This window comes from Pseudonocardia halophobica, from assembly GCF_050948485.1.
In the GTDB taxonomy this organism is placed as follows: Bacteria; Actinomycetota; Actinomycetes; order Mycobacteriales; family Pseudonocardiaceae; genus Pseudonocardia; species Pseudonocardia halophobica.
In genome coordinates this window covers 4,651,915-4,672,942 of record NZ_CP192046.1, presented here as the reverse complement: position 1 = coordinate 4,672,942, position 21,028 = coordinate 4,651,915, and the positions used below count along the sequence as shown (strand labels likewise).

At 73.3% G+C, this 21,028-nt stretch carries 22 protein-coding genes; 13 read left to right on the top strand and 9 right to left on the bottom strand.

Annotated features, from left to right (window positions below; genetic code table 11):
* Nucleotides 1-99: 99 nt before the first annotated feature.
* The 7 genes from paaB (at nucleotide 100) to pntB (ending at nucleotide 7,223) form a co-directional block, all read left to right on the top strand.
* Entirely contained in the window at nucleotides 100-387 is a 288-nt protein-coding gene (gene paaB / locus ACQP04_RS22210) for a 1,2-phenylacetyl-CoA epoxidase subunit PaaB (RefSeq protein WP_271214979.1), read from the top strand.
* The gene (paaC, locus tag ACQP04_RS22205; protein ID WP_433502486.1) at nucleotides 384-1,301 is read left to right on the top strand and encodes a 1,2-phenylacetyl-CoA epoxidase subunit PaaC; all 918 of its coding nucleotides are present in this window, start codon (nucleotides 384-386) and stop codon (nucleotides 1,299-1,301) included. Before paaB ends, paaC begins: the two co-directional genes overlap by 4 nt.
* Nucleotides 1,295-1,813 carry a 1,2-phenylacetyl-CoA epoxidase subunit PaaD gene (gene paaD, locus ACQP04_RS22200; RefSeq protein ID WP_433502485.1) on the top strand — a complete coding sequence of 173 codons (519 nt, stop codon included), beginning with the start codon at nucleotides 1,295-1,297 and terminating at the stop codon, nucleotides 1,811-1,813. The genes paaC and paaD overlap by 7 nt, the downstream gene beginning before the upstream one ends.
* Nucleotides 1,814-1,868: 55 nt before the next feature.
* On the top strand, nucleotides 1,869-2,939 hold the full coding sequence (gene paaE / locus ACQP04_RS22195; RefSeq protein WP_433508416.1) for a 1,2-phenylacetyl-CoA epoxidase subunit PaaE: 1,071 nt from the start codon (nucleotides 1,869-1,871) through the stop codon (nucleotides 2,937-2,939).
* On the top strand, nucleotides 2,932-3,726 hold the full coding sequence (locus ACQP04_RS22190) for an enoyl-CoA hydratase/isomerase family protein (protein ID WP_433502484.1): 795 nt from the start codon (nucleotides 2,932-2,934) through the stop codon (nucleotides 3,724-3,726). Before paaE ends, ACQP04_RS22190 begins: the two co-directional genes overlap by 8 nt.
* 514 nt (nucleotides 3,727-4,240) lie before the next feature.
* On the top strand, nucleotides 4,241-5,812 hold the full coding sequence (locus ACQP04_RS22185) for a Re/Si-specific NAD(P)(+) transhydrogenase subunit alpha (protein WP_433502483.1): 1,572 nt from the start codon (nucleotides 4,241-4,243) through the stop codon (nucleotides 5,810-5,812).
* Between the two features lies 1 nt (nucleotide 5,813).
* On the top strand, nucleotides 5,814-7,223 hold the full coding sequence (pntB, locus tag ACQP04_RS22180; RefSeq protein WP_433502482.1) for a Re/Si-specific NAD(P)(+) transhydrogenase subunit beta: 1,410 nt from the start codon (nucleotides 5,814-5,816) through the stop codon (nucleotides 7,221-7,223).
* Between the two features lie 32 nt (nucleotides 7,224-7,255).
* Here the strand turns inward: pntB and ACQP04_RS22175 are convergent, their stop codons facing one another.
* From ACQP04_RS22175 to ACQP04_RS22165, 3 genes are all read right to left on the bottom strand, one after another.
* Nucleotides 7,256-8,080: an alpha/beta fold hydrolase gene (locus ACQP04_RS22175; RefSeq protein ID WP_433502481.1), complete on the bottom strand. Its 825-nt coding sequence runs from the start codon at nucleotides 8,078-8,080 to the stop codon at nucleotides 7,256-7,258.
* Between the two features lie 117 nt (nucleotides 8,081-8,197).
* A complete protein-coding gene (locus tag ACQP04_RS22170) occupies nucleotides 8,198-9,289 on the bottom strand; it encodes a CHASE3 domain-containing protein (protein WP_433502480.1) in 1,092 nt (363 codons plus the stop codon).
* A 183-nt stretch (nucleotides 9,290-9,472) separates the two neighbouring features.
* The gene (locus ACQP04_RS22165) at nucleotides 9,473-9,841 is read right to left on the bottom strand and encodes a VOC family protein (protein ID WP_433502479.1); all 369 of its coding nucleotides are present in this window, start codon (nucleotides 9,839-9,841) and stop codon (nucleotides 9,473-9,475) included.
* A 154-nt stretch (nucleotides 9,842-9,995) separates the two neighbouring features.
* Here ACQP04_RS22165 and ACQP04_RS22160 point away from each other — a divergent pair, with 154 nt between their 5' ends.
* Nucleotides 9,996-11,225: an ABC transporter substrate-binding protein gene (locus tag ACQP04_RS22160; RefSeq protein WP_433502478.1), complete on the top strand. Its 1,230-nt coding sequence runs from the start codon at nucleotides 9,996-9,998 to the stop codon at nucleotides 11,223-11,225.
* 12 nt (nucleotides 11,226-11,237) lie between these two features.
* Here the strand turns inward: ACQP04_RS22160 and ACQP04_RS22155 are convergent, their stop codons facing one another.
* Complete coding sequence (locus ACQP04_RS22155; RefSeq protein ID WP_433502477.1) at nucleotides 11,238-12,365, bottom strand: sodium:calcium antiporter; 1,128 nt, start codon at nucleotides 12,363-12,365, stop codon at nucleotides 11,238-11,240.
* Between the two features lie 114 nt (nucleotides 12,366-12,479).
* Nucleotides 12,480-13,508, bottom strand: coding sequence for an ABC transporter substrate-binding protein (locus tag ACQP04_RS22150; RefSeq protein ID WP_433502476.1), 1,029 nt, complete (start codon nucleotides 13,506-13,508; stop codon nucleotides 12,480-12,482).
* A 110-nt stretch (nucleotides 13,509-13,618) separates the two neighbouring features.
* Here ACQP04_RS22150 and ACQP04_RS22145 point away from each other — a divergent pair, with 110 nt between their 5' ends.
* Nucleotides 13,619-13,975, top strand: coding sequence for a nuclear transport factor 2 family protein (locus ACQP04_RS22145; protein ID WP_433502475.1), 357 nt, complete (start codon nucleotides 13,619-13,621; stop codon nucleotides 13,973-13,975).
* A 57-nt stretch (nucleotides 13,976-14,032) separates the two neighbouring features.
* Nucleotides 14,033-14,440 (top strand): pyridoxamine 5'-phosphate oxidase family protein, encoded by a 408-nt coding sequence (locus ACQP04_RS22140; RefSeq protein ID WP_433502474.1) that lies wholly within the window; start codon nucleotides 14,033-14,035, stop codon nucleotides 14,438-14,440.
* A gap of 247 nt (nucleotides 14,441-14,687) precedes the next feature.
* Here the strand turns inward: ACQP04_RS22140 and ACQP04_RS22135 are convergent, their stop codons facing one another.
* From ACQP04_RS22135 to ACQP04_RS22120, 4 genes are all read right to left on the bottom strand, one after another.
* A complete protein-coding gene (locus tag ACQP04_RS22135) occupies nucleotides 14,688-15,788 on the bottom strand; it encodes an acyl-CoA dehydrogenase family protein (protein ID WP_433502473.1) in 1,101 nt (366 codons plus the stop codon).
* A gap of 12 nt (nucleotides 15,789-15,800) precedes the next feature.
* A complete protein-coding gene (locus ACQP04_RS22130; RefSeq protein WP_433502472.1) occupies nucleotides 15,801-17,003 on the bottom strand; it encodes an acyl-CoA dehydrogenase family protein in 1,203 nt (400 codons plus the stop codon).
* 5 nt (nucleotides 17,004-17,008) lie between these two features.
* Nucleotides 17,009-17,752, bottom strand: coding sequence for an enoyl-CoA hydratase/isomerase family protein (locus tag ACQP04_RS22125; RefSeq protein ID WP_433502471.1), 744 nt, complete (start codon nucleotides 17,750-17,752; stop codon nucleotides 17,009-17,011).
* A gap of 67 nt (nucleotides 17,753-17,819) precedes the next feature.
* Nucleotides 17,820-18,509, bottom strand: coding sequence for a TetR/AcrR family transcriptional regulator (locus ACQP04_RS22120; protein WP_433502470.1), 690 nt, complete (start codon nucleotides 18,507-18,509; stop codon nucleotides 17,820-17,822).
* A 90-nt stretch (nucleotides 18,510-18,599) separates the two neighbouring features.
* Here ACQP04_RS22120 and ACQP04_RS22115 point away from each other — a divergent pair, with 90 nt between their 5' ends.
* The 3 genes from ACQP04_RS22115 to ACQP04_RS22105 all read left to right on the top strand — a co-directional run bounded on the left by ACQP04_RS22115 (nucleotide 18,600) and on the right by ACQP04_RS22105 (nucleotide 21,000).
* A complete protein-coding gene (locus ACQP04_RS22115; RefSeq protein ID WP_433502469.1) occupies nucleotides 18,600-19,016 on the top strand; it encodes a cupin domain-containing protein in 417 nt (138 codons plus the stop codon).
* Complete coding sequence (locus ACQP04_RS22110; protein WP_433502468.1) at nucleotides 19,013-20,533, top strand: MFS transporter; 1,521 nt, start codon at nucleotides 19,013-19,015, stop codon at nucleotides 20,531-20,533. Before ACQP04_RS22115 ends, ACQP04_RS22110 begins: the two co-directional genes overlap by 4 nt.
* A 62-nt stretch (nucleotides 20,534-20,595) precedes the next feature.
* Nucleotides 20,596-21,000, top strand: a complete 405-nt coding sequence (locus tag ACQP04_RS22105) for a cupin domain-containing protein (RefSeq protein WP_433502467.1) — start codon at nucleotides 20,596-20,598, stop codon at nucleotides 20,998-21,000.
* Nucleotides 21,001-21,028: the final 28 nt, after the last annotated feature.

The following is a 21,028-nucleotide window of genomic DNA, read 5'->3' as shown; positions in this document are numbered from 1 at the left end:
GAGACCCCTGGCGGGATCGACGAGGTGACGGCCGAGGGGGGCCACGGGGCCGTCCCGACGACGGGCGTGCCGACCGGCGCCATCGAGAAGGGGCAGGGTGTGAAGCGGCGCGACTGGCCGCTGTACGAGGTGTTCGTCCGCGGCAAGCGCGGCCTGAACCACGTGCACGTGGGCTCGCTGCACGCCGCGGACGCGGAGATGGCGTTGCACAACGCGCGCGACCTCTACACCCGCCGCAACGAGGGCGTGTCGATCTGGGTGGTCAAGGCCGAGGACATCACCGCCTCGAGCCCGGCGGAGAAGGACCCGTTCTTCGCGCCGTCCGGCGACAAGGTCTACCGGCACCCGACCTTCTACGCGATCCCGGAGGAGGTGCCGCACCTGTGAGCCACGTGGAGCAGGGCGAGCACGACGCGACCAACGCCTACCAGTCGCTGTCGGAGACCACCGCGCACGACGACCCGCGCTGGGCCTTCGGCACGGGCTTCGAGGACGTCGAGGCCGAGATCACCGCGCCGGTTCCCGAGGGCGTCGACGCGGCGGACCTCGCGGCGTACTGCCAGATGCTGGGCGACGACGCGCTGATCTACAGCCAGCAGCTGTCGGAGTGGGTGGCCAACGCGCCGGAGCTGGAGGAGGAGGTCGCGCTGGCCAACACCGCGCTCGACCTGCTCGGCCAGGCCCGCGTGCTGCTGGCCCGGGCCGGGCACGTCGAGGGGGCGGACCGCGACGAGGACGCGCTGGCCTACCTGCGCGACCAGGCCGGGTTCCGCAACGTCGCCCTCGCCGAGCAGTCCGACGAGCTGGACTTCGGCCGCTGCATCGCCCGGCTGCTGATCTTCTCGACCTGGCGGCTCGCGCTGCTGCACCGGCTGCTGGACTCGAAGGACCCGGTGATCGCCGCAGTGGCGGGCAAGGGCGTCAAGGAGCTGACGTACCACCGCGACTACGCCGCCCGCTGGGCCCTGCGCCTGGGCGACGGCACGGAGGAGTCGCACCGGCGCGTGCAGGCCGGGCTGGACTGGGCGTGGCCGTACGTGGAGGAGCTGTTCCGCACCTCGGACGAGGAACACCGGCTCGTCGAGGCGGGCGTCGCGGTCGACCCGGCCGGGACGCGCGAGGAGTTCGAGGCCGTGCTCGCGCAGGTCCTCGACCGGGCCACCCTGACCCGGCCCGACGTGCCCCCGGTGGGCACGATCGGCGGTCGCAGCGGCCGGCAGGGCGTGCACACCGAGCGCCTCGGCCACGTCCTGGCGGAAATGCAGAGCGTCGCCCGCGAGCACCCGGGGGCGACATGGTGACCGATCCCGAGCTGCGGGTGGACCTGGGCGCGCGGGACGTCGTCGCCCGGGTCGTCGATCCCGAGATGCCCATGCTCACCCTCGACGACCTCGGCGTGATCCGCTCGGTCGAGGAGGACGGGGCCGATGTGGTCGTCACTATCACCCCGACCTACTCCGGCTGCCCCGCCATCGAGGTCATGCGGGACGACATCCGCATCGCCTTGGGCGAGGCCGGCTACGACTCCGTCGCGGTCCGCACCGTGTTCTCGCCGGCGTGGAGCACGGACTGGATCAGCGAGGCCGGCCGGCGCAAGCTGGCCGAGGCCGGTATCGCCCCGCCGGGGAAGGCGCCAGCCCGCGCCGCCGGCCCGATCCCGCTGTCCCTCGGCGCCCCGTCGACGCAGGTCCGCTGCCCGCGCTGCGGCGCCCCGTCGACCGAGGAGTTCTCCCGCTTCGGCCCGACGGCCTGCACGGCGCTGCGGCGCTGCCCGTCGTGCCAGGAGCCCTTCGAGCACATGAAGGAGATCTGAGGTGACCCCCGCGACCACACTGCCCGCCGTCGGCACCCGGGCCGACGACGAGGTCGTGGCGCCCCGCGAGAGCGGCTTCCACCGGCTGCGGGTGTCCGCGCTGGAGCGGCTGTGCGACGACGCCGTGGCCGTCACCTTCGCGGTGCCGGACGACCTGCGCGAGGACTTCACGTTCCGCCCCGGGCAGTACCTGACGCTCCGCCTCGAGACCGAGGCGGGGGAGGAGCGGCGCTCCTACTCGATCTGCGCCCCGGCCGGCGCCGAGCCGCGGGTCGGCGTGCGCCGGGTCGACGGCGGGCTGTTCTCCGAGTGGCTCGTCGACCGGCTCGAGGTCGGCGACGAGATCGAGGTCGGTCCCCCGGCCGGGTCCTTCACCCCCGACCTCGCCGCCGGTACCCACCACGGGCTCGTCGCCGCCGGGTCGGGCATCACCCCGGTGCTGTCGATCGCCGCGTCGCTGCTCGCCGCGCACGCGGACACCCGCGTCACCCTGCTCTACGGCAACCGGCGCACCGACACGGTGATGTTCACCGAGGAGATCGCCGACCTCAAGAACGCCTACGGCCCCCGGCTGCACCTGCTCAACGTGCTCTCCCGCGAACCCACCGAGGCGGACATCTTCAACGGCCGGCTCGACGCGGACCGGATGCGGATCCTGCTCGGGTCGCTCGTCGACGTCGAGGGCGTCGACCACTGGTGGCTGTGCGGGCCGCTCGGCATGACCGAGGACGCCGTGACCGTCCTCGGCGAGCTCGGGGTGGACAAGAAGCGGGTCCACCGCGAGCTGTTCTACGTCGACGAGCCGCCGCCCGCGGTGCACCGCGCCGAGGACGACGCCGAGGTCGGCGAGGGCAGCGAGGTCACCGTCGTCCTCAACGGGCGGTCCACCCAGCTGACCCTGCCGCGCAACGAGACCGTCCTCGACGCCGCACAGAAGGTCCGCGGCGACCTGCCCTTCGCCTGCAAGGGCGGCGTGTGCGGGACGTGCCGGGCGCAGGTCACCGACGGTGAGGTCACCATGCGCCGCAACTTCGCCCTCGAGGACGAGGAGGTCGAGGCCGGCTTCGTGCTGACCTGCCAGACCCTGCCGGTGTCCGACACGGTGACGGTCGACTTCGATGTCTGAGGGCCTCGTCGAGGTCGAGGTCGAGGTCGAGGTCGAGGTCGAGGACCGGGGGCCGGTCCGGGTGCTGACCCTGTCCGACCCGAAACGGCGCAACGCGCTGTCCGTCGAGATGCGCCGCGAACTGCGGGACGCGGTGCGCGCGGCGACGGACGACGACACCGTCCGTGTCCTGGTCCTGACCGGCGCGGAGGGCTTCTTCTCCGCCGGCGGGGACATCTCGTCGATGAGCGACGACGAGCAGCTCGGGATCCTGCGTCTGCAGCTGCTCGCCGATCTCGTCGAGGCGATGGTCGCCGGGCCCACGCCGGTGATCGCCGCGGTCGAGGGCGGCGCCTACGGGGCGGGGCTGTCGCTGGCCGCCGCGGCGGACCACGTGGTCGCGGCCCGCGACGCCCGCTTCTGCGCCTCGTTCGGCGGTGTCGGGCTCGCGACGGACGCCGGCCTGGCCTGGACCCTGCCGCGGCGCATCGGCCAGGGCCGCGCGGCCGAGATGATCCTCTTCGGTGAGGTCGTCGACGCCGAGCACGCCGCGACGATCGGCCTCGTCGAGCGCCTCGCCGAGCCGGGCGGAGCCGTCGAGCTGGCCCTGGAGCGGGCCGAGCTGCTGGCCCGGCGCTCCCGCCCCGCGCTCGCCGCGACCAAGGAGATCTTCGCCGCCGGCCACACCGACCTGCGGCAGGTCCTCGTCGCCGAGGCCCGCGCCCAGCGCACCCTCTTCACCGGCCCGGACTTCGCCGAGGGCGTCGCCGCGTTCCGGGAGAAGCGCAAGCCGACCTTCCGCGCCTGACCCGCAGGACGACCGCCGACGAGCCACTCAGACGTCATCAGGTGCGCCCGGCGCCGTGATCAGCGCTTCCCTGCGGTGGTGGCGGTCGAGGGGCCCTCGACGCACATCACCGACGATCATGGGGACGGGGTTGTGCGGGCGCCCCCCGGACCTGCTTCCCTCTGATCGCCGCCTACTGAGCGCCTCCGCCTGTGATCGGCTTCTGCGTGCATCAGCGGCCGTTCCAGCAGCCGCCCGTGCACCCCGAGAGCGATCATGAGATGCGGACGGCGCCCGTGATCGGCGCTGTCGCGCCGCGGCGCAGAGCGGGGGCGGCGCGACGACACACCCGTTCGGTGTGACGCGATCGTCGCTGCGCGGGGCGAGAAGTGCGTTAACTTTGCCAAGCGCCTTCGCGGGACGAGGGCCGCGTCGTCGTTCGTCGGTGACCCGGCCCCTCCGTCCTGCGGGCCGGTGCGTGACGACGGCCCCCTCCACCCCGATCGACAGTGATGCCGTACATCGAGGAGAGCGAATGAGCGACAGTCCCGAAGCACCCGCGCCGCCGCTGCGCATCGGTGTGGTGGCGGAGTCGACGAAGGCGGAGACGCGGGTGGCGTTGACGCCGGAGACGGTCCGCAAGGCCGTCGACCTCGGCTACGCCGTGACGGTGGAGTCCGGGGCGGGTGTGCGGGCCGGGTTCGACGACGCCGCCTACGCCGCCGCGGGGGCGGAGGTGTCCGAGGGGCCGGTGTGGGACGCCGACGTGGTGGTCACGATCAACGCCCCGCAGCCGGACGAGATCGAGAAGCTGCGGTCCGGTTCGACGCTGGTGGCGATGCTGGCGCCCCGCTTCGAGGAAGAGCGGGTGGCCGCGCTCGCGGCGCAGGGCGTCACGGCGCTGTCGATGGACGCCGTGCCGCGGATCAGCCGGGCGCAGTCGTTGGACGTGCTGTCCTCGATGGCGAACATCGCCGGGTACCGGGCGGTGATCGAGGCGGCGCACGCGTTCGGCCGGTTCTTCACCGGGCAGGTGACCGCGGCGGGCAAGGTGCCGCCGGCGAAGGTGCTGGTCGCCGGGGTCGGCGTGGCGGGGCTGGCGGCGATCGCGGCGGCGAACAGCCTGGGCGCGGTGGTGCGGGCGACCGACCCGCGGGCCGAGGTCGCCGAGCAGGTCCGCTCGCTGGGTGGTGAGTACCTGGCGGTGGAGGTCGAGCAGGAGGCCAGCACCGACGGGTATGCGAAGGCGACGTCGGAGGCCTACGACCGGCGCGCCGCGGAGATCTACTCCGAGCAGGCCCGCGACGTGGACATCATCATCACCACGGCGTTGATCCCGGGTCGGCCGGCACCGCGGTTGATCACCGCCGAGCAGGTCGCGTCGATGCGTCCGGGCTCCGTGATCGTGGACATGGCCGCCGCGCAGGGTGGCAACGTGGCGGGCACGGTGGCCGGGGAGGTGGTGGTGACCGACAACGGGGTCACGATCATCGGCTACACCGACCTGCCGGGCCGGTTGCCGGCGCAGGCCTCGCAGCTCTACGGCACCAACGTGGTCAATCTGCTGAAGCTGCTCACCCCGGCCAAGGACGGGCGGCTGTTCCTGGATCTCGACGACGTGGTGGTGCGCGGGCTGACCGTGGCGCATGCGGGGGAGACGCTGTGGCCGCCGCCTCCGGTGTCGGTCAGCGCGGCCCCGGTCGCCCAGCCCGCCGCAGAGCCCGTCACCAAGGAGCCGGAGAAGAAGCGCTCGCCGCTGGCGCGGGCCGCGGTCGGGATCGCCGGCGCGTTGGCGCTGTTCGGGGTCACCGCGTTCGCCCCGCCGGAGCTGGCCGGGCACCTGACGGTGTTCGTGCTGGCCATCGTGATCGGCTTCTACGTGATCGGGAACGTGCACCACGCGCTGCACACCCCGCTGATGTCGGTCACCAACGCCATCTCCGGGATCATCGTCGTGGGCGCGATCCTGCAGATCGGCACAGGAAGTGCCCTGGTCACGGCCCTGGCCGCGGTCGCGGTGCTGCTGGCCGCCATCAACATCGTCGGTGGCTTCGCGGTGACCCGCCGCATGCTGTCGATGTTCTCGCGTAGCCCGGGCAGGAGCTGACATGCAGACGTGGACGACGGCGGCCTACCTCATCGCCGCCCTGCTGTTCGTGGTCAGCCTCGCCGGGCTGTCCCGCCACGAGACCTCCCGCTCCGGGGTGGTGTTCGGCATCGCCGGCATGACGATCGCGCTCGTCGCCACGGCGATCGTGGCGCTCGGCTCGGCGTCGGGTCTCGGGATCGCGTTGCTGCTGGTGGCGCTGGTCATCGGCGCGGCGATCGGGCTCTGGCGGGCCCGGGTCGTGGAGATGACCGGCATGCCCGAGCTGATCGCGCTGATGCACAGCTTCGTCGGCCTGGCCGCGGTGCTGGTGGGCTGGAACGGCTTCCTCGAAGTGGAGTCCGGCCACCTGCAGCTGGAGGGGTCGTTGCTGGGCATCCACCACGCCGAGGTCGCCATCGGGGTGTTCATCGGCGCGGTGACGTTCACCGGCTCGGTCATCGCCTACCTGAAGCTGTCGGCGAAGATCGCGTCGGCGCCGCTGATGCTGCCGGGCAAGAACGCGCTGAACCTGGGCGCGCTGGTGGTGTTCGCGGCGCTCACGGTCTACTTCGTGATCACGCCCGCGGTGTGGGTGCTGGCCGTGCTCACGGTGCTGGCGCTGCTGCTGGGCCTGCACCTGGTGGCGTCGATCGGCGGCGGGGACATGCCCGTCGTGGTGTCGATGCTCAACTCCTACTCCGGGTGGGCCGCGGCGGCGTCGGGCTTCCTGCTGGGCAACGACCTGCTGATCATCACCGGCGCGTTGGTGGGCTCCTCCGGTGCGTACCTGTCCTACATCATGTGCAAGGCGATGAACCGCTCGTTCATCTCCGTCATCGCGGGCGGGTTCGGCGCCACCGCGTCGACGGCGGCGGCCGTGGAGGGCGAGCACCGGGAGGTCGACGCCGCCGGTGTGGCCGAGCTGCTCGCGTCGGCCCGCTCGGTGGTCATCACCCCCGGCTACGGGATGGCCGTCGCCCAGGCCCAGTACCCGGTCGCCGACCTGACCCGGCGGCTGCGCGAGCAGGGGGTCGAGGTGCGGTTCGGGGTGCACCCGGTCGCCGGGCGGCTGCCCGGGCACATGAACGTGCTGCTCGCCGAGGCGCAGGTGCCCTACGACATCGTCCTGGAGATGGACGAGGTCAACGACGACCTCGCCGACACCGACGTCGTCCTCGTCATCGGCGCCAACGACACGGTCAACCCGGCCGCGGCCGAGGACCCGGGCAGCCCGATCGCGGGCATGCCCGTGCTGCGGGTGTGGGAGGCCGGGAACGTGATCGTGTTCAAGCGGTCCATGGCCACCGGCTACGCCGGCGTGCAGAACCCACTGTTCTTCCGGGAGAACACCCAGATGCTCTTCGGCGACGCCAAGGAGCGCGTCCAGGACATCCTCGCCGAGCTCAAGACCCGCGCACCCGTCGGCTGACGCCCGGGCGGCAGGCGCACGGCGCAACGCGGTCAGGACCGGAGGAAGTCGAGCAGGTCGGCGTTGATCGTGTCGGCCTGGGTGGTCGGCATGCCGTGCGGGAAGCCCTCGTAGGTCTTCAGGGTCCCGTTCTGCAGGAGTTCCGCGGACAACGGGGCGGAGTCGGCGTAGGGGACGATCTGGTCGTCGTCGCCGTGCATCACCAGCACGGGGACGGCGATCGACCTGAGGTCCTCGGTGAAGTCGGTCTGCGAGAAGGCGACGATCCCGTCGTAGTGCGCCTTCGCGCTGCCCATCATCCCCTGCCGCCACCAGTTCGCGATGATCGCCTCCGACGGTTCCGCGCCCGGGCGGTTGAAGCCGTAGAAGGGCCCGGAGGGCAGGGCCCGGTAGAACTCGGACCTGTTGGCGGCCAGCTGGGCCTGGAGGTCGTCGAACACCTTCTTGGGCAGTCCGCCCGGGTTGGCGTCCGTCTGCACCATGAGCGGCGGAACGGCGCTGATCAGCACGGCCTTCGCCACCCGGCTCGCCCCGTGCCGCGCGATGTAGTGCACGACCTCGCCGCCGCCGGTGGAGTGCCCGACGTGCACCGCGCCCTGCAGGTCGAGATGGGCGGTCAGCGCGGCGAGGTCGTCGGCGTAGTGGTCCATGTCGTGCCCGTCGGGCGTCTGGGTGGAGCGTCCGTGTCCGCGCCGGTCGTGGGCGATGACGCGGAATCCCTGCTGGAGGAAGAACAGCATCTGGGTGTCCCAGTCGTCGCTCGAGAGCGGCCAGCCGTGGCTGAAGACGACGGGCGTGCCCGTTCCCCAGTCCTTGTAGAAGATCTCGGTCCCGTCGGGCGTGGTGATCGTGGCCATGCGCTGCCTCCGGTGGGATGTCGCGGGGATGTGACCTGGACGCCGACAACGTGCAACGCGGCTCCACTCTCGTCGCGGCCCGGGCGGGCGCATACCGCCGACTGCACGCGGCGGGGCTCAGTTCTGCGGCGGCGACGGCTCCGGGCTGCCGAAGATCGCGTTCCGGATGGCGGTGATGACCAGGTCGAGGCGGTGGACCACGGGGTGCAGCTCGGCCGCGGCTTGGGGATGGCGGCCGGCCACGGCGGTGACGGTCAGCGTGAGCGACGACAGCTCGACGATGACGTCGCGGCGGAGCGTGTCCGCCATGCGTTCGGCCTGGTCCGCACGGGCGCGGAGGCGTTCGGTCCGCGCGGTCTCGGCGGCGTGGGCGGTGAGGCGGTCGCGCATCGTCGCGACGCCGCGGCCGACCGTGGCCAGCTCGCGCAGGCCGTCGTCGCGGATGGGGTGGGCGTAGTCCCCGCCGGCCACCGCGGCGACGTCGTCGCCCAGTCGGGTGAGCGGGGCGAGCACCCAACGCCGCTGGAACCGCATCGCGACGACCCCGAGGGCGATCCCGAGGGCGGCGACGGCGCCGAGGACGCCGAACAGCCGCAGGCGCGCCGACGACGAGGCCGCCATGGCGGCGTCCGCCTCGCCGCGGATCTGGGTGCGGAGGGTGTCGACGCGCTGGCGGAGCACGTCGAAGCGCCCCTTGCCCACGTCCTGGGCGGCCAGGGCCGAGGCCTGCGCGACGTCGCCCGCGCGGCGGAGGTCGATGAACGGCCGGGCGACGTTGGCCGACCAGTTGTCGTAGGCCACGGCGACCGCGGCCAGGCTGCCGGCCAGCTCGGGCACGAGGGTGCCGAGCAGGTTCTGCTCGGCGGCGATCCGGGGCGCCGCGGCGGTGAACGGGTCGAGGAAACCGTCCTGCCCGGTGAGGAGGTAGCCGCGCAGCCCGGTCTCCTGGTCCACGTAGGCGGTCTGCAGCCGCTCGACCGACGTCAGCGCCGGACCGATCCGCTGCATCATCTCCTGGTCGGCGGTGGACGCCTGCGCCATGCTGCCCACCGCGACGGCGAGCAGCCCGAACAGGGCGACCAGGACCACCAGCACGAGCGCGCGCATGCGGCCCCGGAGCGACCCCTTGAGCTCCTGCCACCACGCCGGCCGGCCCGGCCGGTGCGGGTCGGCAGGGGTGGTCGCCCTCTTGTCGTCGACACGATCCACATCCGCCTCCTCGCCCGCGCGAACCTCGACGGTCGAGAGTTCCGAAAGGATCTCCCTGCGGCAAGACGAATCGCCGCCGGGCCCTGACCTGCGCGATCTACGGAGGCGGACGCGTGAGGCCGTTCCCCTCCGGCTGATCGGCCGTGCTCGGCGCGGTCCCGGACACCTACCGGGGCACACGCCTCAGGGTCGGTCGAGGCCGAGGCCGAGGGCGGTGGGGTGGCGGGGCTCGTAGAGCCCCAGGTCGCCGAGCCCGGGGACCCGCAGACGCGTGCTCAGGCCCCAGCCCTGGTCCTCCACCGGGCCGGCCTCGACGCCGGCGGCGAGCACCGCCGCCCGCGTCGCCTCGACGTCGTCGCACATCAGGAACAGCTCGTGCCGCCCGCTGGTGGCGGCGTCGGTGGGATGGACCGCGAGCTCGGCCGGGGGCGCGGCGAAGATCAACCAGCCGTCGCCGGCGTCGACGTGCGCCAGGCCCAGCACGTCGCGCAGGAAGGCGCGGGCTCGGTCGGCGTCCTCCGCGTAGAGGACGGTGTGCACTCCGGTGATCACGTGGCCTCCTCGCCGTTCCACCCCGTCCGCGCTGACCCTGCCAGAAGGGGACGGGATCGGGCGCCCAGGGCGGTTGGCGCCGGTCCCGGGCTCGGCTTTACTGGTCCGACACGGAGGGCCCGCCCACCCCTCCCGAGGCGGAAGCGGTTCGACGGTGAACACGTTCCGGACCAGTGCGCGCGGGCGGCTCCGCACGGCCGCTCTCGCGATCGCGATGCTGCTGGTCGCCGCGGCGTGCAGCACGGCCTGCAGCGTGCCGACCGGTGACGACGGCCGGGCCGGCGCGCCCTACCGGATCGGTGTGCTGCTCGGCCTCACCGGCGCCGATGCCGCGGTCTCCCGGCCCGGGCACCGGGCGCTGCAGCTCTACGCACAGCGCACCACGGCCCTCGGCGGGGTCCACGGCCGGCCGGTCGAGCTCGTCGTCGCGGACACCGGGGGCGACGCCGGTCGAGCGGCCGACGAGTACCGCAGGCTCGTCGTGGAGGAGGACGTCGTCGCGGTGGTCGGGCCGGGCTCGCGCACCGAGGCCGTGGCGCTACGGCCGCTCTCCCGGACCCTGCGCACACCGGTGACGGCGATGGCGGGGGCGGACGGCGTCATCTCGCCGCCGGCCGAGGCCAGATACATGTTCACGCAGGTCCCGGCGAGGGTGGAGGCCCTGCGGGCGCAGCTGACGTACGCGCGGGAGCAGGGCTGGCGACGGGTCGCGATCCTGTCGTCCGACGACGACCACGGGCGGGAGGCGGCGCACGCGCTGCCCGGCATGACCGCCGGGTTCGGGCTGGAGCTGGTCGGGAACCAGGTCTTCCCGGCCGACGCGATCGACATGACACCGCAGCTCACGACGCTCGCCGCCACCCGCCCGGACGTCACGCTGGTGTGGTCGGCGGCCCTCCCGACCGCGATCGTCTCCCGCAACGCCTTCGTGCTCGGCTACCCGGGCGTGCTGTTCCCGGCCTCCGGGGCGGCCGGCGCGCACTACATCGGGCTCGGCGGTGACGCGGTCGAGGGCACCCTGCTGCAGGGCCCGAAGATGCTGGTCAGCGACCAGATCCCGGCCGACGACCCACAGGGCCCCGTGCTCGCGGACTTCGTCGACGCGTGGGAGGTGGAGTACGGCACCAGGCCGTCGCCGGCCGCCGCCGGCGCCTGGGACGCCGTCCACCTGACGGTCGAGGCCCTGCGGGCGACCGACCCGGCCCCCACCGGGTCCCAGGAGACCCGCGACGCGATCCGCGACCGCCTGGAGCGGACGACCGGGGTCCCGGGCACCCTCGCGGTGTACACGTTCACCCCCGAGCGGCACGGCCCCGCGGGCATCGCCGGCCTCGCGGTCATCCGGGTCGACGGCGGCCGGTTCCTGCTGGAGCAGGCCTACTGACGCTCTCCGACGTCAGTCGCTGTCCAGCGGGACCTCGCCGAACACCACCAGGCTGACGACGAAGTAGGCGACGTACAGGGCGAGCAGGACGATCCCGTGCCACCGCCGCAGCCGGCCGGTCGCCAGGAAGATCGCCGACAACGCCGTCATCACGAGCATGACCGGGAGGTGCCAGGAGAGCACGTCGTCGCCGACGGTGATCACACCGCCGACGAGCAGGACGATCCCGAGCTTGCCGGTCACCGAGAACACGACGCTGCCGATGACGTTGGCGACGCCGATCTCCGGCGCGCCCCGGCGGGCGGGCTCCACGGTGAGGAAGATGTCCTCGAGGGAGAGCGCCAGCGTGGCGATCGTGACGCCGAAGACGGTGCCGGCGATGTCGAAGGTGTCGAGGATGCCGTCCGTCCCCCGCGCCGCGACGAACGCCCCGACGACGAGCCCGGCGAGCGCCAGCACGGCGAGCCCGAGCCCGCCCCAGCGGGACTGCCGGCGGGCCTTGAGGAACCCCTGGTCGATCCGCAGGTCGGTCGGGAGGTCGAAACCGCCGGACCCGGTGGTGCCCCCGGAGCCGCCGGCCGTGGTGCCCCCGGAACCGCCGGCCGGGGTGTCCCCGCCGCCGGTGGCCGTCATGGTCGCCGTGCCCCCCGCGCCGACCTTCTCGAGCTGTTCGTAGAGCTCCGCGTTGCGGAACACCGGTCGTCGGGAGGAGTACTCGCGATAGCCGATCCAGCCCACGAACGCCACGAACAGGACCACCAGCACGACGCCGGTGACGAGCGTCAGCACCCCGGTCAGCGCGAGGGCGAACATCACCACCGGGGCGGCCACGAACAGCACGAGGTAGTCCCGGGGGACGTCGACGCGGCAGGGGGCGATGATCGCCGCCAGGGCGAGCACGATCCCGGTCATCGCGATCGTGGTCCCGATCACGGTGCCCAGCGCGACCTGTTGCAGGCCCTCGACGTTCAGCACGACGCCGAAGGCGAGATCGTCGAACTCGATCCCGGTGAACACGACCGCGATGAGGAACAGCGAGATCGCCCACCTGCTGGCGACCCCGACCAGTTGACCGATGAGCTTCTCGGCGCAGTAGACCAGCACCGCGATGCCCAGGACGAATTCGACGATCGGGATCACGGGCCGCTCCTCGCCGGGCCGACGTCAGAGACAACGTGATTCCGATGGTGATCGCCGTCACTCCGTATTGCAACGGGTTGACAGCTGCACTGGATCAGGTATAGAGCGACTGCTTCATCGGCCCGGGCCGGCCGCCTTCTGCAGGGTGGGCCCGAGCTGGTCGAGCAGCCAGCCGACCGACACCACGTTCGGGGCCTGCAGGGCCACGGCCTGGTCGAGGGTCAGGGGGAGGTAGCGCCCCTCGCGGACCGGGCGCAGCTGTTGCACCAGCGCGTTGCCCTCGAACCTCGCGCGGTCGCCGTCGCCGGCGAAGGTCATGAACAGGAGGTCGGCGGAATCGAGCATGCCGACCTGTTCGTAGCTCACGCCGACGGTGCCCGGGGCGAGCGCCGCGGAGGCGGGGGCGTCGCGGAAGTTGTCCGGGATCCGCAGCCCGAGCGACCGCATGAAGGCGGTCGAGAGGTTCTGTTCGCCGACGACCATCGGGAGGATCTCGCCGCGCGCCTGGCCGTAGAGGTACGTGCGGTCGCCGAGGCCCGGGAGCTCGGACCGCAGCGTCGCGACGCGGGCGTCGGAGTCGGCGACCAGGGCGTCGACCGCGGCGGCCTCCCCGATGGCGCGCCCGACCTGCCGGGCGTCGTCCTGCATGGACGAGGCGTAGAGGCCCTTCTCGTAGACCACGACGGGAGCGATCTGCGACAGGCGCTCGTAGGTCGTCCGGTCGCGGATCATCGACGCGGACACGCCGAGGATCAGGTCGGGCCGGTAGGAGGCGACCTTCTCGACGTCGACGCCGGCGCTCACGTCGGCCTGGATGCCGAGGACGTCCTCGGGCAGCGGCGTGCGGATGTAGGGCAGGTTCGCCGCGCCGGAGTAGTTGCGCACCGCGCCCACCACGGGTGCGCCGACGGCGTTGGCCACTGCCACGTCGTTGTAGCCCAGAGCGACGATGCGCTGCGGCTTCGCCGGCACGGTGGTGGTGCCGTAGGCGTGCGTGATCGTGACCGGGAACTGGTCCGCCCCGCCCGGTGCGGGCGCGGCCGCCGTCGGCGCGGTGGAGTCGGCCGGGCCGCTGCTGCAGCCGGCCAGGAGGACCGCACAGACCACACCGACGATCGCGACCGCCGTTCTCGACACACCCATCACGACTCCGTAGTTAGGCTCCGCTCACCTAAGTCGATCAGGTCGTCGTGGGTCAAGACCATCCCGCTGCTAGGTTGATCGCCGACGTCCGTCCGCGGAGGAGATGCCTGGTGGCCACGATTCCGGAGCTCATGCAGGCGAACCTGCTGGAGGTCTTCAACGAGCGGGACGCGGAGCGGCGGAGGGCCGCCGTCGCTCGCACCTACGTCCCCGACGTGGAGTTCTCCGATCCGGAGGGGACCGTCACCGGACACGAGGCGGTCGACGAGAAGGCGCGGGATCTCCTCGACCGGTCACCGGGGTTCGTGTTCACGCCCGACGGGCCGGTCCGCGTCGCCCGCGACCTCGGCCACCTCGCGTGGGGGTTCGGCCCCGAGGGGGAGCCGCCGGTGGTCCGGGGGATGGACATCGCCCTGGTGAAGGACGGGCTCATCGCCAGGCTCTACACCCTGCTGCTCACGGACTGACGCGCGCTCCGCGCCGGCGACCGATGAGCCGGCGGGCCTCCGGCGGTCTCATCCTGCATGGACGCGACGAACCTGGCCGAGCTCTACGACCTGCCGACGCTGGACTGGGACCGGATCCGGGCGGGACTCGACGCGGGGTTCCCGCAGGCCCCCGGCGCGGGCGGGCCGAACCGGCACACCTGCTGGCTGACCACGCTCGGGCCGGACGGCAGCCCCCACGTGACGGCGGTCGGGGCGCTCTGGGCCGACGGCGCCTTCTGGTTCGAGACGGGGGAGGGGACGCGGAAGGGCCGGAACCTCGCCCGCGACCCCCGGTGCGCGCTGAGCCTCGCCACGGAGGAGTTCGATCTCGCCGTGCACGGGTCCGCGGAGCGGGTCACCGATCCGGCGACCGTCGCGGCGATGGCACGGGATGGGCCGCGGAAGGATGGCCGTGCCGGGTCGACGACTCGGGGCAGGCACTGACCGCCGAGTTCAGCGCCCCGTCGGCAGGCCCGCCCCCGTGGGCGGTCTACCGGATCACGGCGCGCTCGGCGACCGCACTCGCGACCACCGGTTCCGGGGGCGCCACGCACTGGCGGTTCTGACCGGGCTCGGACGCCGGGACGCCCCGATCGTCAAGGGTGACGGGCGTGGCGGGAGGCGGCAGGGCGGCGGTGAGCGCCCCGACCCCCCGTCGGCCGGGCGTCGCCGGCCGGTGTGGCGGGGCGGCTCAGCCGGTCGTCGCCGGTGCCGCGGGCAGGCCCGCGCCGAGCCGCCTGAGGTGGTGGTCGGCCGCGCCGAACATCGCGTCGACCGCGAGGATCCGTTTGTGCAGGTGGCCGATCGGCAGCTCGTCGGTCATCCCCACCCCGCCGTGGGTCTGGATCGCGTACTCGCCGACGAGCCGGCCGAGCCGTCCGACCTGCGCCTTCAGCACTGCGACGTCCTGCGGCCCGAGCCGGCCCGCCTCCGCCAGTGCGGTCGTGTAGAGCAACGTCGAGCGCGCCTTGACGTACGCGATCTTCATGTCGGCGAGGCGGTGCGCCACCGTCTGGAACGTCCCGATCGGCACGCCGAACTGCTCGCGGGTGGACGCGTACTCGGCGGTGCGGCGCAGCAGCTCGCCCGTCGCGCCGACGGCCTCTGCGGCCAGGACCACGAGCGCGCGGTCGAGGGCCTCGCGGAGGAGCTGCTCCGCGTCCGCGGCGAGCAGGGTGGCGGGCGCGGCGTCGAACCGCAGGTGCGCGGCGCGGCGGCCGTCGACCGTGGTGAAGCCGGTGGCCGCGGGGACCGAGGGATCGACGAGGAAGACGGCCGGGCCCGCGTCGAGCCGCGCGGTGACGACCAGCACGTCCGCGGACGCTCCGTGCAGCACCACCCGCTTCTCGCCGGTCAGGGCGTACCCGTCCCCGCTGCGCTCGGCCGTCGTGGTGATCAACGCAGGATCGGGTGTGCCGCGGCCCTCCTCGTGGGCCAGCGCGCCGATCGCGTCCCCGGAGGCGATCCGTGCCAGCGTCTCCTGGTCCTCGACGGCAGCCAGTACACCGCCCGCCAGCACGACCGACGCGACCCACGGCTCGACGAGCAGGTGCGCGCCGAACACCTCGGCCACCGCGACCACGTCCACGATGGACCCGTCGAGCCCACCGACGGCCTCGGGGAACGGGAGGGCGGTGAGCCCGAGCCCGACCAGCCGCGCCCAGACCTCCGGCGACCAGCCCCGCTCCGAGCGGACTATCCCCTGGCGGGCCTCGAAGGAGTAGTCGCGTTCGAGCGACCGCGTGACGGTGTCGCGGAGCAGGACCTGCTCCTCGGTGAAGGTGAAGTCCACGGCGGCCTCCGGTCAGGAACGCAGGGTGCGGGCGACGAGATCGCGCTGCACCTCGTTGGTGCCGGCGTAGATCGTGGTCGCGCGGCTGTTCAGGTAGTACGGCACGGCGACGAGCGCGAGGTCCCCGCCGAGCGGCTCGACCTCCGACCCGACGTGCAGCGCCTCGCGCTGGTCCGCCAGCCCGTCCAGGCCGACGACCCGGGTCATCAGCACCGAGATGCGCTGCGTGAGCTCGGAGCTCATGACCTTGTTCAACGACGGGTAGGCCGGGTCCTTCGCGATCGGGTGCCCGCTGATCGCGAGCTTCTCGAAGTGCTCGTAGGAGGCGAGCTCGGCCTCCAGCTCGCCGAGGTCCCGCTGGAAGGCCGGGTCGTCCGCGAGGGAGCCGCCGAAGCCCGACGGCGTCTCCGCCGCGACCGCGCGGGCGACCTCCAGCCTGCGGCGCAGCATCGGGCTGTGCGCGGAGCCGCCGCGCTCGTGCTTGAGCAGCTGCTTGGCCACCGACCAGCCGTCGTTCTCGGCGCCGACCCGATTGGCCTGCGGCACCCGGACGTCGGTGAAGAACACCTCGCACTGCTCCGGCGCGCCGTCGAGCCCGATGATCGGGCGCACCTCCAGGCCGGGGAGGTCCATGCGGTCGAGCAGCAGGAACGTGATGCCTTGCTGCTTCTTCCCCTCGCGGCTGGTCCGGACGAGCAGGAACATCCGGTTGGCGTGGTGGGCGTAGGTGGTCCAGATCTTGCTGCCGTTGAGGACGTAGTCCTCCCCGTCCGGCACGGCCATGGTGCTCAGCGACGCGAGGTCGGAGCCGGCGCCGGGCTCGGAGTAGCCCTGGGTCCAGTAGTCCTCGCCCGAGAGGATCCCGGGCAGGTAGCGGGCCTGCTGCTCGGGCGTGCCGAGCTCCATCAGCAGCGGGCCGATCATGCGCAGGCCGTTGGGCAACAACGGGGGCAGGCCGCGGCGCTGGTACTCCTCGGCGAACACGTAGCGCTGCTCGACCGACCAGCCGGTGCCGCCGTGCTCGACCGGCCAGTCCGGGGCGGACCAGCCGCGGGCGTGCAGGATCCGGTGCCAGGCCATGACCTGCTCGAACGGGCCGAAGACGCTGGTGGTCTTGCGGCCGGCCTCGCGGATCTCCGGGGTGGGCGCGGTGTCGAGGAACTCCGCGACCTCCTCGCGGAACTTCTCCAGGTCGGCGTCCGGCGCGATGTCCATGCGGCTCAGCCCTTCCGGCTCGTGAAGGCGGCGATGCGCTCCCGGGCGTCCGGGCCGCGGCCCTCGCCCTCGGTGACCTCCCACTGCAGGCCGGCGTCGAGCGGGCGGCCGTCGGTGGCGTCGAGCAGGCGCTTGTTCGCCGCATGGGAGAAGGGGGAATGCGCGGCGATCCGGCCGGCGAGGGACGCGATCTCGGCGTCGAAGTCCGCCACCGGGACGGCGTACTCGGCCAGCCCGATCCGGACGGCCTCGGCGGCGTCGATCATGTCCGCGGTGAACATCAGCCGCTTCGCGGTCGCGACCCCGACGCGGCGGGGGAGCCGCTGGCTCATGCCCCAGACCGGGGTCAACGCCCACTTGGCGTGGGTGTCGCCGAAGCGCGCGTCGTCCGCGGCGATCAGGAAGTCCGCGGCCAGCGCGACCTCGAGCGCACCGGTGTAGCAGTGCCCGTGCACGGCCGCGACGACCGGCTGCGGCAGCTTCTCCAGCATCCGCAGGGTCTCGCTGTGCCAGCCGCGGGACGGCACCACCTCGCCGGCACCGATGTCCGCCAGATCGTGACCCGCGGAGAAGCACCGGCCGGCGCCGCGCAGCACGACGCACCGGACCGCCGCGTCCTCCCGCAGGGTCTCGACGTACGCCCTGAGCTCGGCGAACATCGCCACCGTGAGCGCGTTGAGCTTCTCCGGACGGTTCAGCGTCAGCACCGTCCAGCCGTCGTGGTCGGTGCGGAGCACGAGTTCGCCCACGGACGCCCCCTTCCCAGTCTGAACGAACGAACGTTAACCGTCCGGAGGCGCGGGGAGAAGGGTGGCCCTACGGAGGCGCCGTGGCCTGGGCGAGCAGCCCGTCGACGATCGCCTCGAGCGCCCGGGGGAACGTGTCCCGGGCGGCCAGGACCGGCCACCGGTCGCCGATGCCGACGAGCCGGGGGAGCCGGGACGCGTCGAGGGTGCCGAAGAAGTCCGACCGTCCGGGCGCCCCTGCGGGTCGTCGGGCCTTGCTGTGGGCGCGGACGAGGGTCTCGCCGACCGTGAAGTACCAGACGTTGCGGAAGACGTCGACGGCCTGGTCGGGCGTGCAGCCGTGGTCGATCGCCCCGGCCACGACGGTCTCGACCATCCACATCGACGGTTCGCCGAGGCGGCCGGCGAAACCGTCGACGCTGAGGACCTCCGCCGCCCAGGGCCACGCCACGAGGAAGTCGTGCAGCGCGAGGGCGGCCACCACGATCCGGTCCCGCGGCTCGTCCGGCAGCTCGGGGCGCGGGGTCCCGGCCGCCTGGTCGTCGATGAGCTGGACGAGCAGGTCCTGCTTGTCCCGGACGTGGTGGTAGAGCGTCGTCGGCCCGACGCCGACCTCGGCGGCCAGCCGGCGAATGGTCAGCTTCTCCCAGCCGTCCTCGTCGATGATCCGACGGGCCGCCGTCAGGATCTCGGCGCGGGAGGTCACCGGCGGTCGACCGGTGCGACCGGGCGCGGACGGCACGGACGTCTGGCGGGGCACCGCCCCATCATGCTGCCCCGGTCCGCCCGACGAAGCCGGAGGACCCGAAATGCACTCGACGGCCGAGGGCGTCGGACGTACTTTCCGAACATGTTCCGAAACTACGTGACCAGCTTCGTCCTGTTCGACACCGCGATCCGGCTGCGCGACGGCGTCGCCGAGCCGGGCGCCCGGCCCGGAACCGGCGTCGACGGCGCGTGGACGATCGCCGCGCACCGCGCCGACGGCGACCGGGCCCTGCACTCCGACGTGTGGGAGCGCCACCCGGCCGGGGAGGAGGTGCTCTGCGTCCTGTCCGGCGCGGTCACCGTGTACCTGCGTGACCACGGCGACGGGCGCACGCCGGCCGCCAGCCTCACCTCCGGCCGGGCCCTGGTCGTCCCCGCCGGGTGCTGGCACCGTTTGACGCTCGTCGAGCCCGCGGACCTGCTGGTCGTCACCCCGCGCGCGGGGACCGAGCACGAGCGGGCGCGCACCGGCGAGAGCGGCCGGGAGGTCGGGTCGTGACGGCGAGCGTGGGCGCGACGACCGGACGTCCGGCGCTCGACGCCGGCCGGTCAGGCCGTATCCTCACCGCGGCCGCCCTCGTGCAGTTCCTGGTGTCGCTGGACCTGTCGGTCGTGAACGTCGGGCTGCCGCAGATCGCCGCCGGCCTCGGGTTCGGCGACGTGGGCCTGACCTGGGTGATCCACGCCTACGCGCTCGCCTTCGGCGGGCTGCTCCTGTTGGGCGGGAAGGCAGCGGACCGGTACGGCCGCAGACGGGTCCTGCTGGGCGGGCTCGCCCTCTTCGGGGTCGCGTCCCTCGCCGGCGGACTCGCCCAGGTGCCCTGGGAGCTGGTGGCCGCGCGCGCCGCGCAGGGCGTCGGTGCCGCCGCGCTCGCCCCGGCCGCGCTGGCCCTGCTGACCTCGGCCTTTCCCTCGGGTCGTGCGCGCGTCCGGGCCTTCGGGGTCTGGAGTGCGACGAACGCCGCCGGTGCCGCCCTCGGCGTCCTGGCCGGCGGCCTGCTCACCGAGTACGCGGGCTGGCGCGCGGTGATGCTCGTGAACGTGCCTATCGTGGTCGCCGCGCTGGCCCTGGCCGCCCGGGTCGACGCCGGTCCGGCGCCGGTGCGGGGCGGACGTCCGGACGTCCTCGGGGCCGTCCTGGCCACGGCCGGCACGACGCTGCTGGTGTTCGGGATCGTCCGCACCGATCGATACGCGTGGACCTCGCCGGTCACCCTGACGACCCTGGCGGTCGCCGCCGCGCTGCTGGCCACGTTCGTCGTGGTCGAGCGGACCACGTCCCGCGAGCCGTTGGTCCGGCCCGGCCTGTTCGCCCACCGCTCGGTCGCGGGCGCGAACGCCTACAACCTGTTGGTCGGCGCGGCGATGGCCTCGGCGTTCTACTTCGTGTCCCTCTACCTGCAGCGGGTGCTCGGGGTCGGACCGGCCCTGACCGGCCTGATGTTCCTGCCGTTCGCGCTCGGTGTGGTGGTGGGGTCCGTGCTCGCCGTCCGGCTCGGGTACCGCCTCGCGCCCCGCACCCTGCTGGTCGTCGGCGGAGCGCTGACCGCGACCGGGTTCGCGTGGTTCGGCCTGATCAGCGCCGACGGGTCGTTCGCCGTCGACGTGCTGGGGCCCTCGATCGTCGCGAGCATCGGGTTCGGGCTCTGCCTCGGACCGGTGGTCTCCACCGCCACCGACGGCGTCGCCCGCCACGAGTCCGGCAGCGCCTCGGCACTGCTGAACAGTTCACGGCAGATCGGTGCCTCGCTGGGGCTGGCCGCCCTCGGCACCGCGGCCCACGACCGCACCGGCCCGGTCCTCACCCCCGAGGCGCTGACCGGTGGCTACGCGCTCGGACTGACCCTGAGCGCCGCGCTGCTGGGCGCCGCGGTCCTCATCGCCCTCGCCGTCCTCCGCCGGACAACATCCGGCATCGGCCCACGGCCGTCGGCTCGGCTGTCGCCACCTACCTCGGTTACCTGGCCGGGTCGGGGTGCTCGGCGCGGCCGGCTGCTGCCGTGGCGGAGGTCCTGACGCCGCCCCTCGGTCGGGACCGTGGTGAACGGGGACGGGCGGGGAGCGGCAGAGTCTCGGCCATGTCCGACGAGCGAGCGACCGCCCCGCGGGTGGTGCACGACCTGCGCCCCCTCCTGACCGACGACGCGACCGTGCCGGCCGGGGTGGTGTGGCGGCTGACCGAGCCGGGCCGCCAGCTCGACGCCAACGTCCTGCACCTCGGCGCCGGTCAGGTCGTCGAGACCCACACGGAGTCCGACCTCGACGTCCTCCTGGTGGTCGTCTCGGGGAGCGGCACCCTCGAGGGCGCCGACGGCCCGCTGGCCCTCGCCGCGGGGACGATGCTCTGGCTGCCGCGCGGGTCCACCCGCCGGCTGCGCGCGGGCGGCGAGGGTCTCGGCTACCTCACCGTGCATCGCCGGCGTCCCGGGATGCAGATCAAGCCGGCCCCGCGGGGTGACGACGGCGTCCGTGATGTGTGCTAGGGCGCAATGATTGCGTTATCGGGGCTGA

Bases quoted from the DNA above. Each gene is read 5' to 3' on its own strand.
- ACQP04_RS22185 (WP_433502483.1), top strand. From the start codon at position 4,241: ATGAGCGACAGTCCCGAAGCACCCGCGCCGCCGCTGCGCATCGGTGTG.
- ACQP04_RS22150 (WP_433502476.1), bottom strand. From the start codon at position 13,508: ATGGGTGTGTCGAGAACGGCGGTCGCGATCGTCGGTGTGGTCTGTGCG.
- ACQP04_RS22115 (WP_433502469.1), top strand. From the start codon at position 18,600: ATGTTCCGAAACTACGTGACCAGCTTCGTCCTGTTCGACACCGCGATC.
- ACQP04_RS22175 (WP_433502481.1), bottom strand. From the start codon at position 8,080: ATGGCCACGATCACCACGCCCGACGGGACCGAGATCTTCTACAAGGAC.
- paaD (WP_433502485.1), top strand. From the start codon at position 1,295: ATGGTGACCGATCCCGAGCTGCGGGTGGACCTGGGCGCGCGGGACGTC.
- ACQP04_RS22190 (WP_433502484.1), top strand. From the start codon at position 2,932: ATGTCTGAGGGCCTCGTCGAGGTCGAGGTCGAGGTCGAGGTCGAGGTC.
- ACQP04_RS22140 (WP_433502474.1), top strand. From the start codon at position 14,033: ATGGACGCGACGAACCTGGCCGAGCTCTACGACCTGCCGACGCTGGAC.
- pntB (WP_433502482.1), top strand. From the start codon at position 5,814: ATGCAGACGTGGACGACGGCGGCCTACCTCATCGCCGCCCTGCTGTTC.
- ACQP04_RS22105 (WP_433502467.1), top strand. From the start codon at position 20,596: ATGTCCGACGAGCGAGCGACCGCCCCGCGGGTGGTGCACGACCTGCGC.
- ACQP04_RS22130 (WP_433502472.1), bottom strand. From the start codon at position 17,003: ATGGACATCGCGCCGGACGCCGACCTGGAGAAGTTCCGCGAGGAGGTC.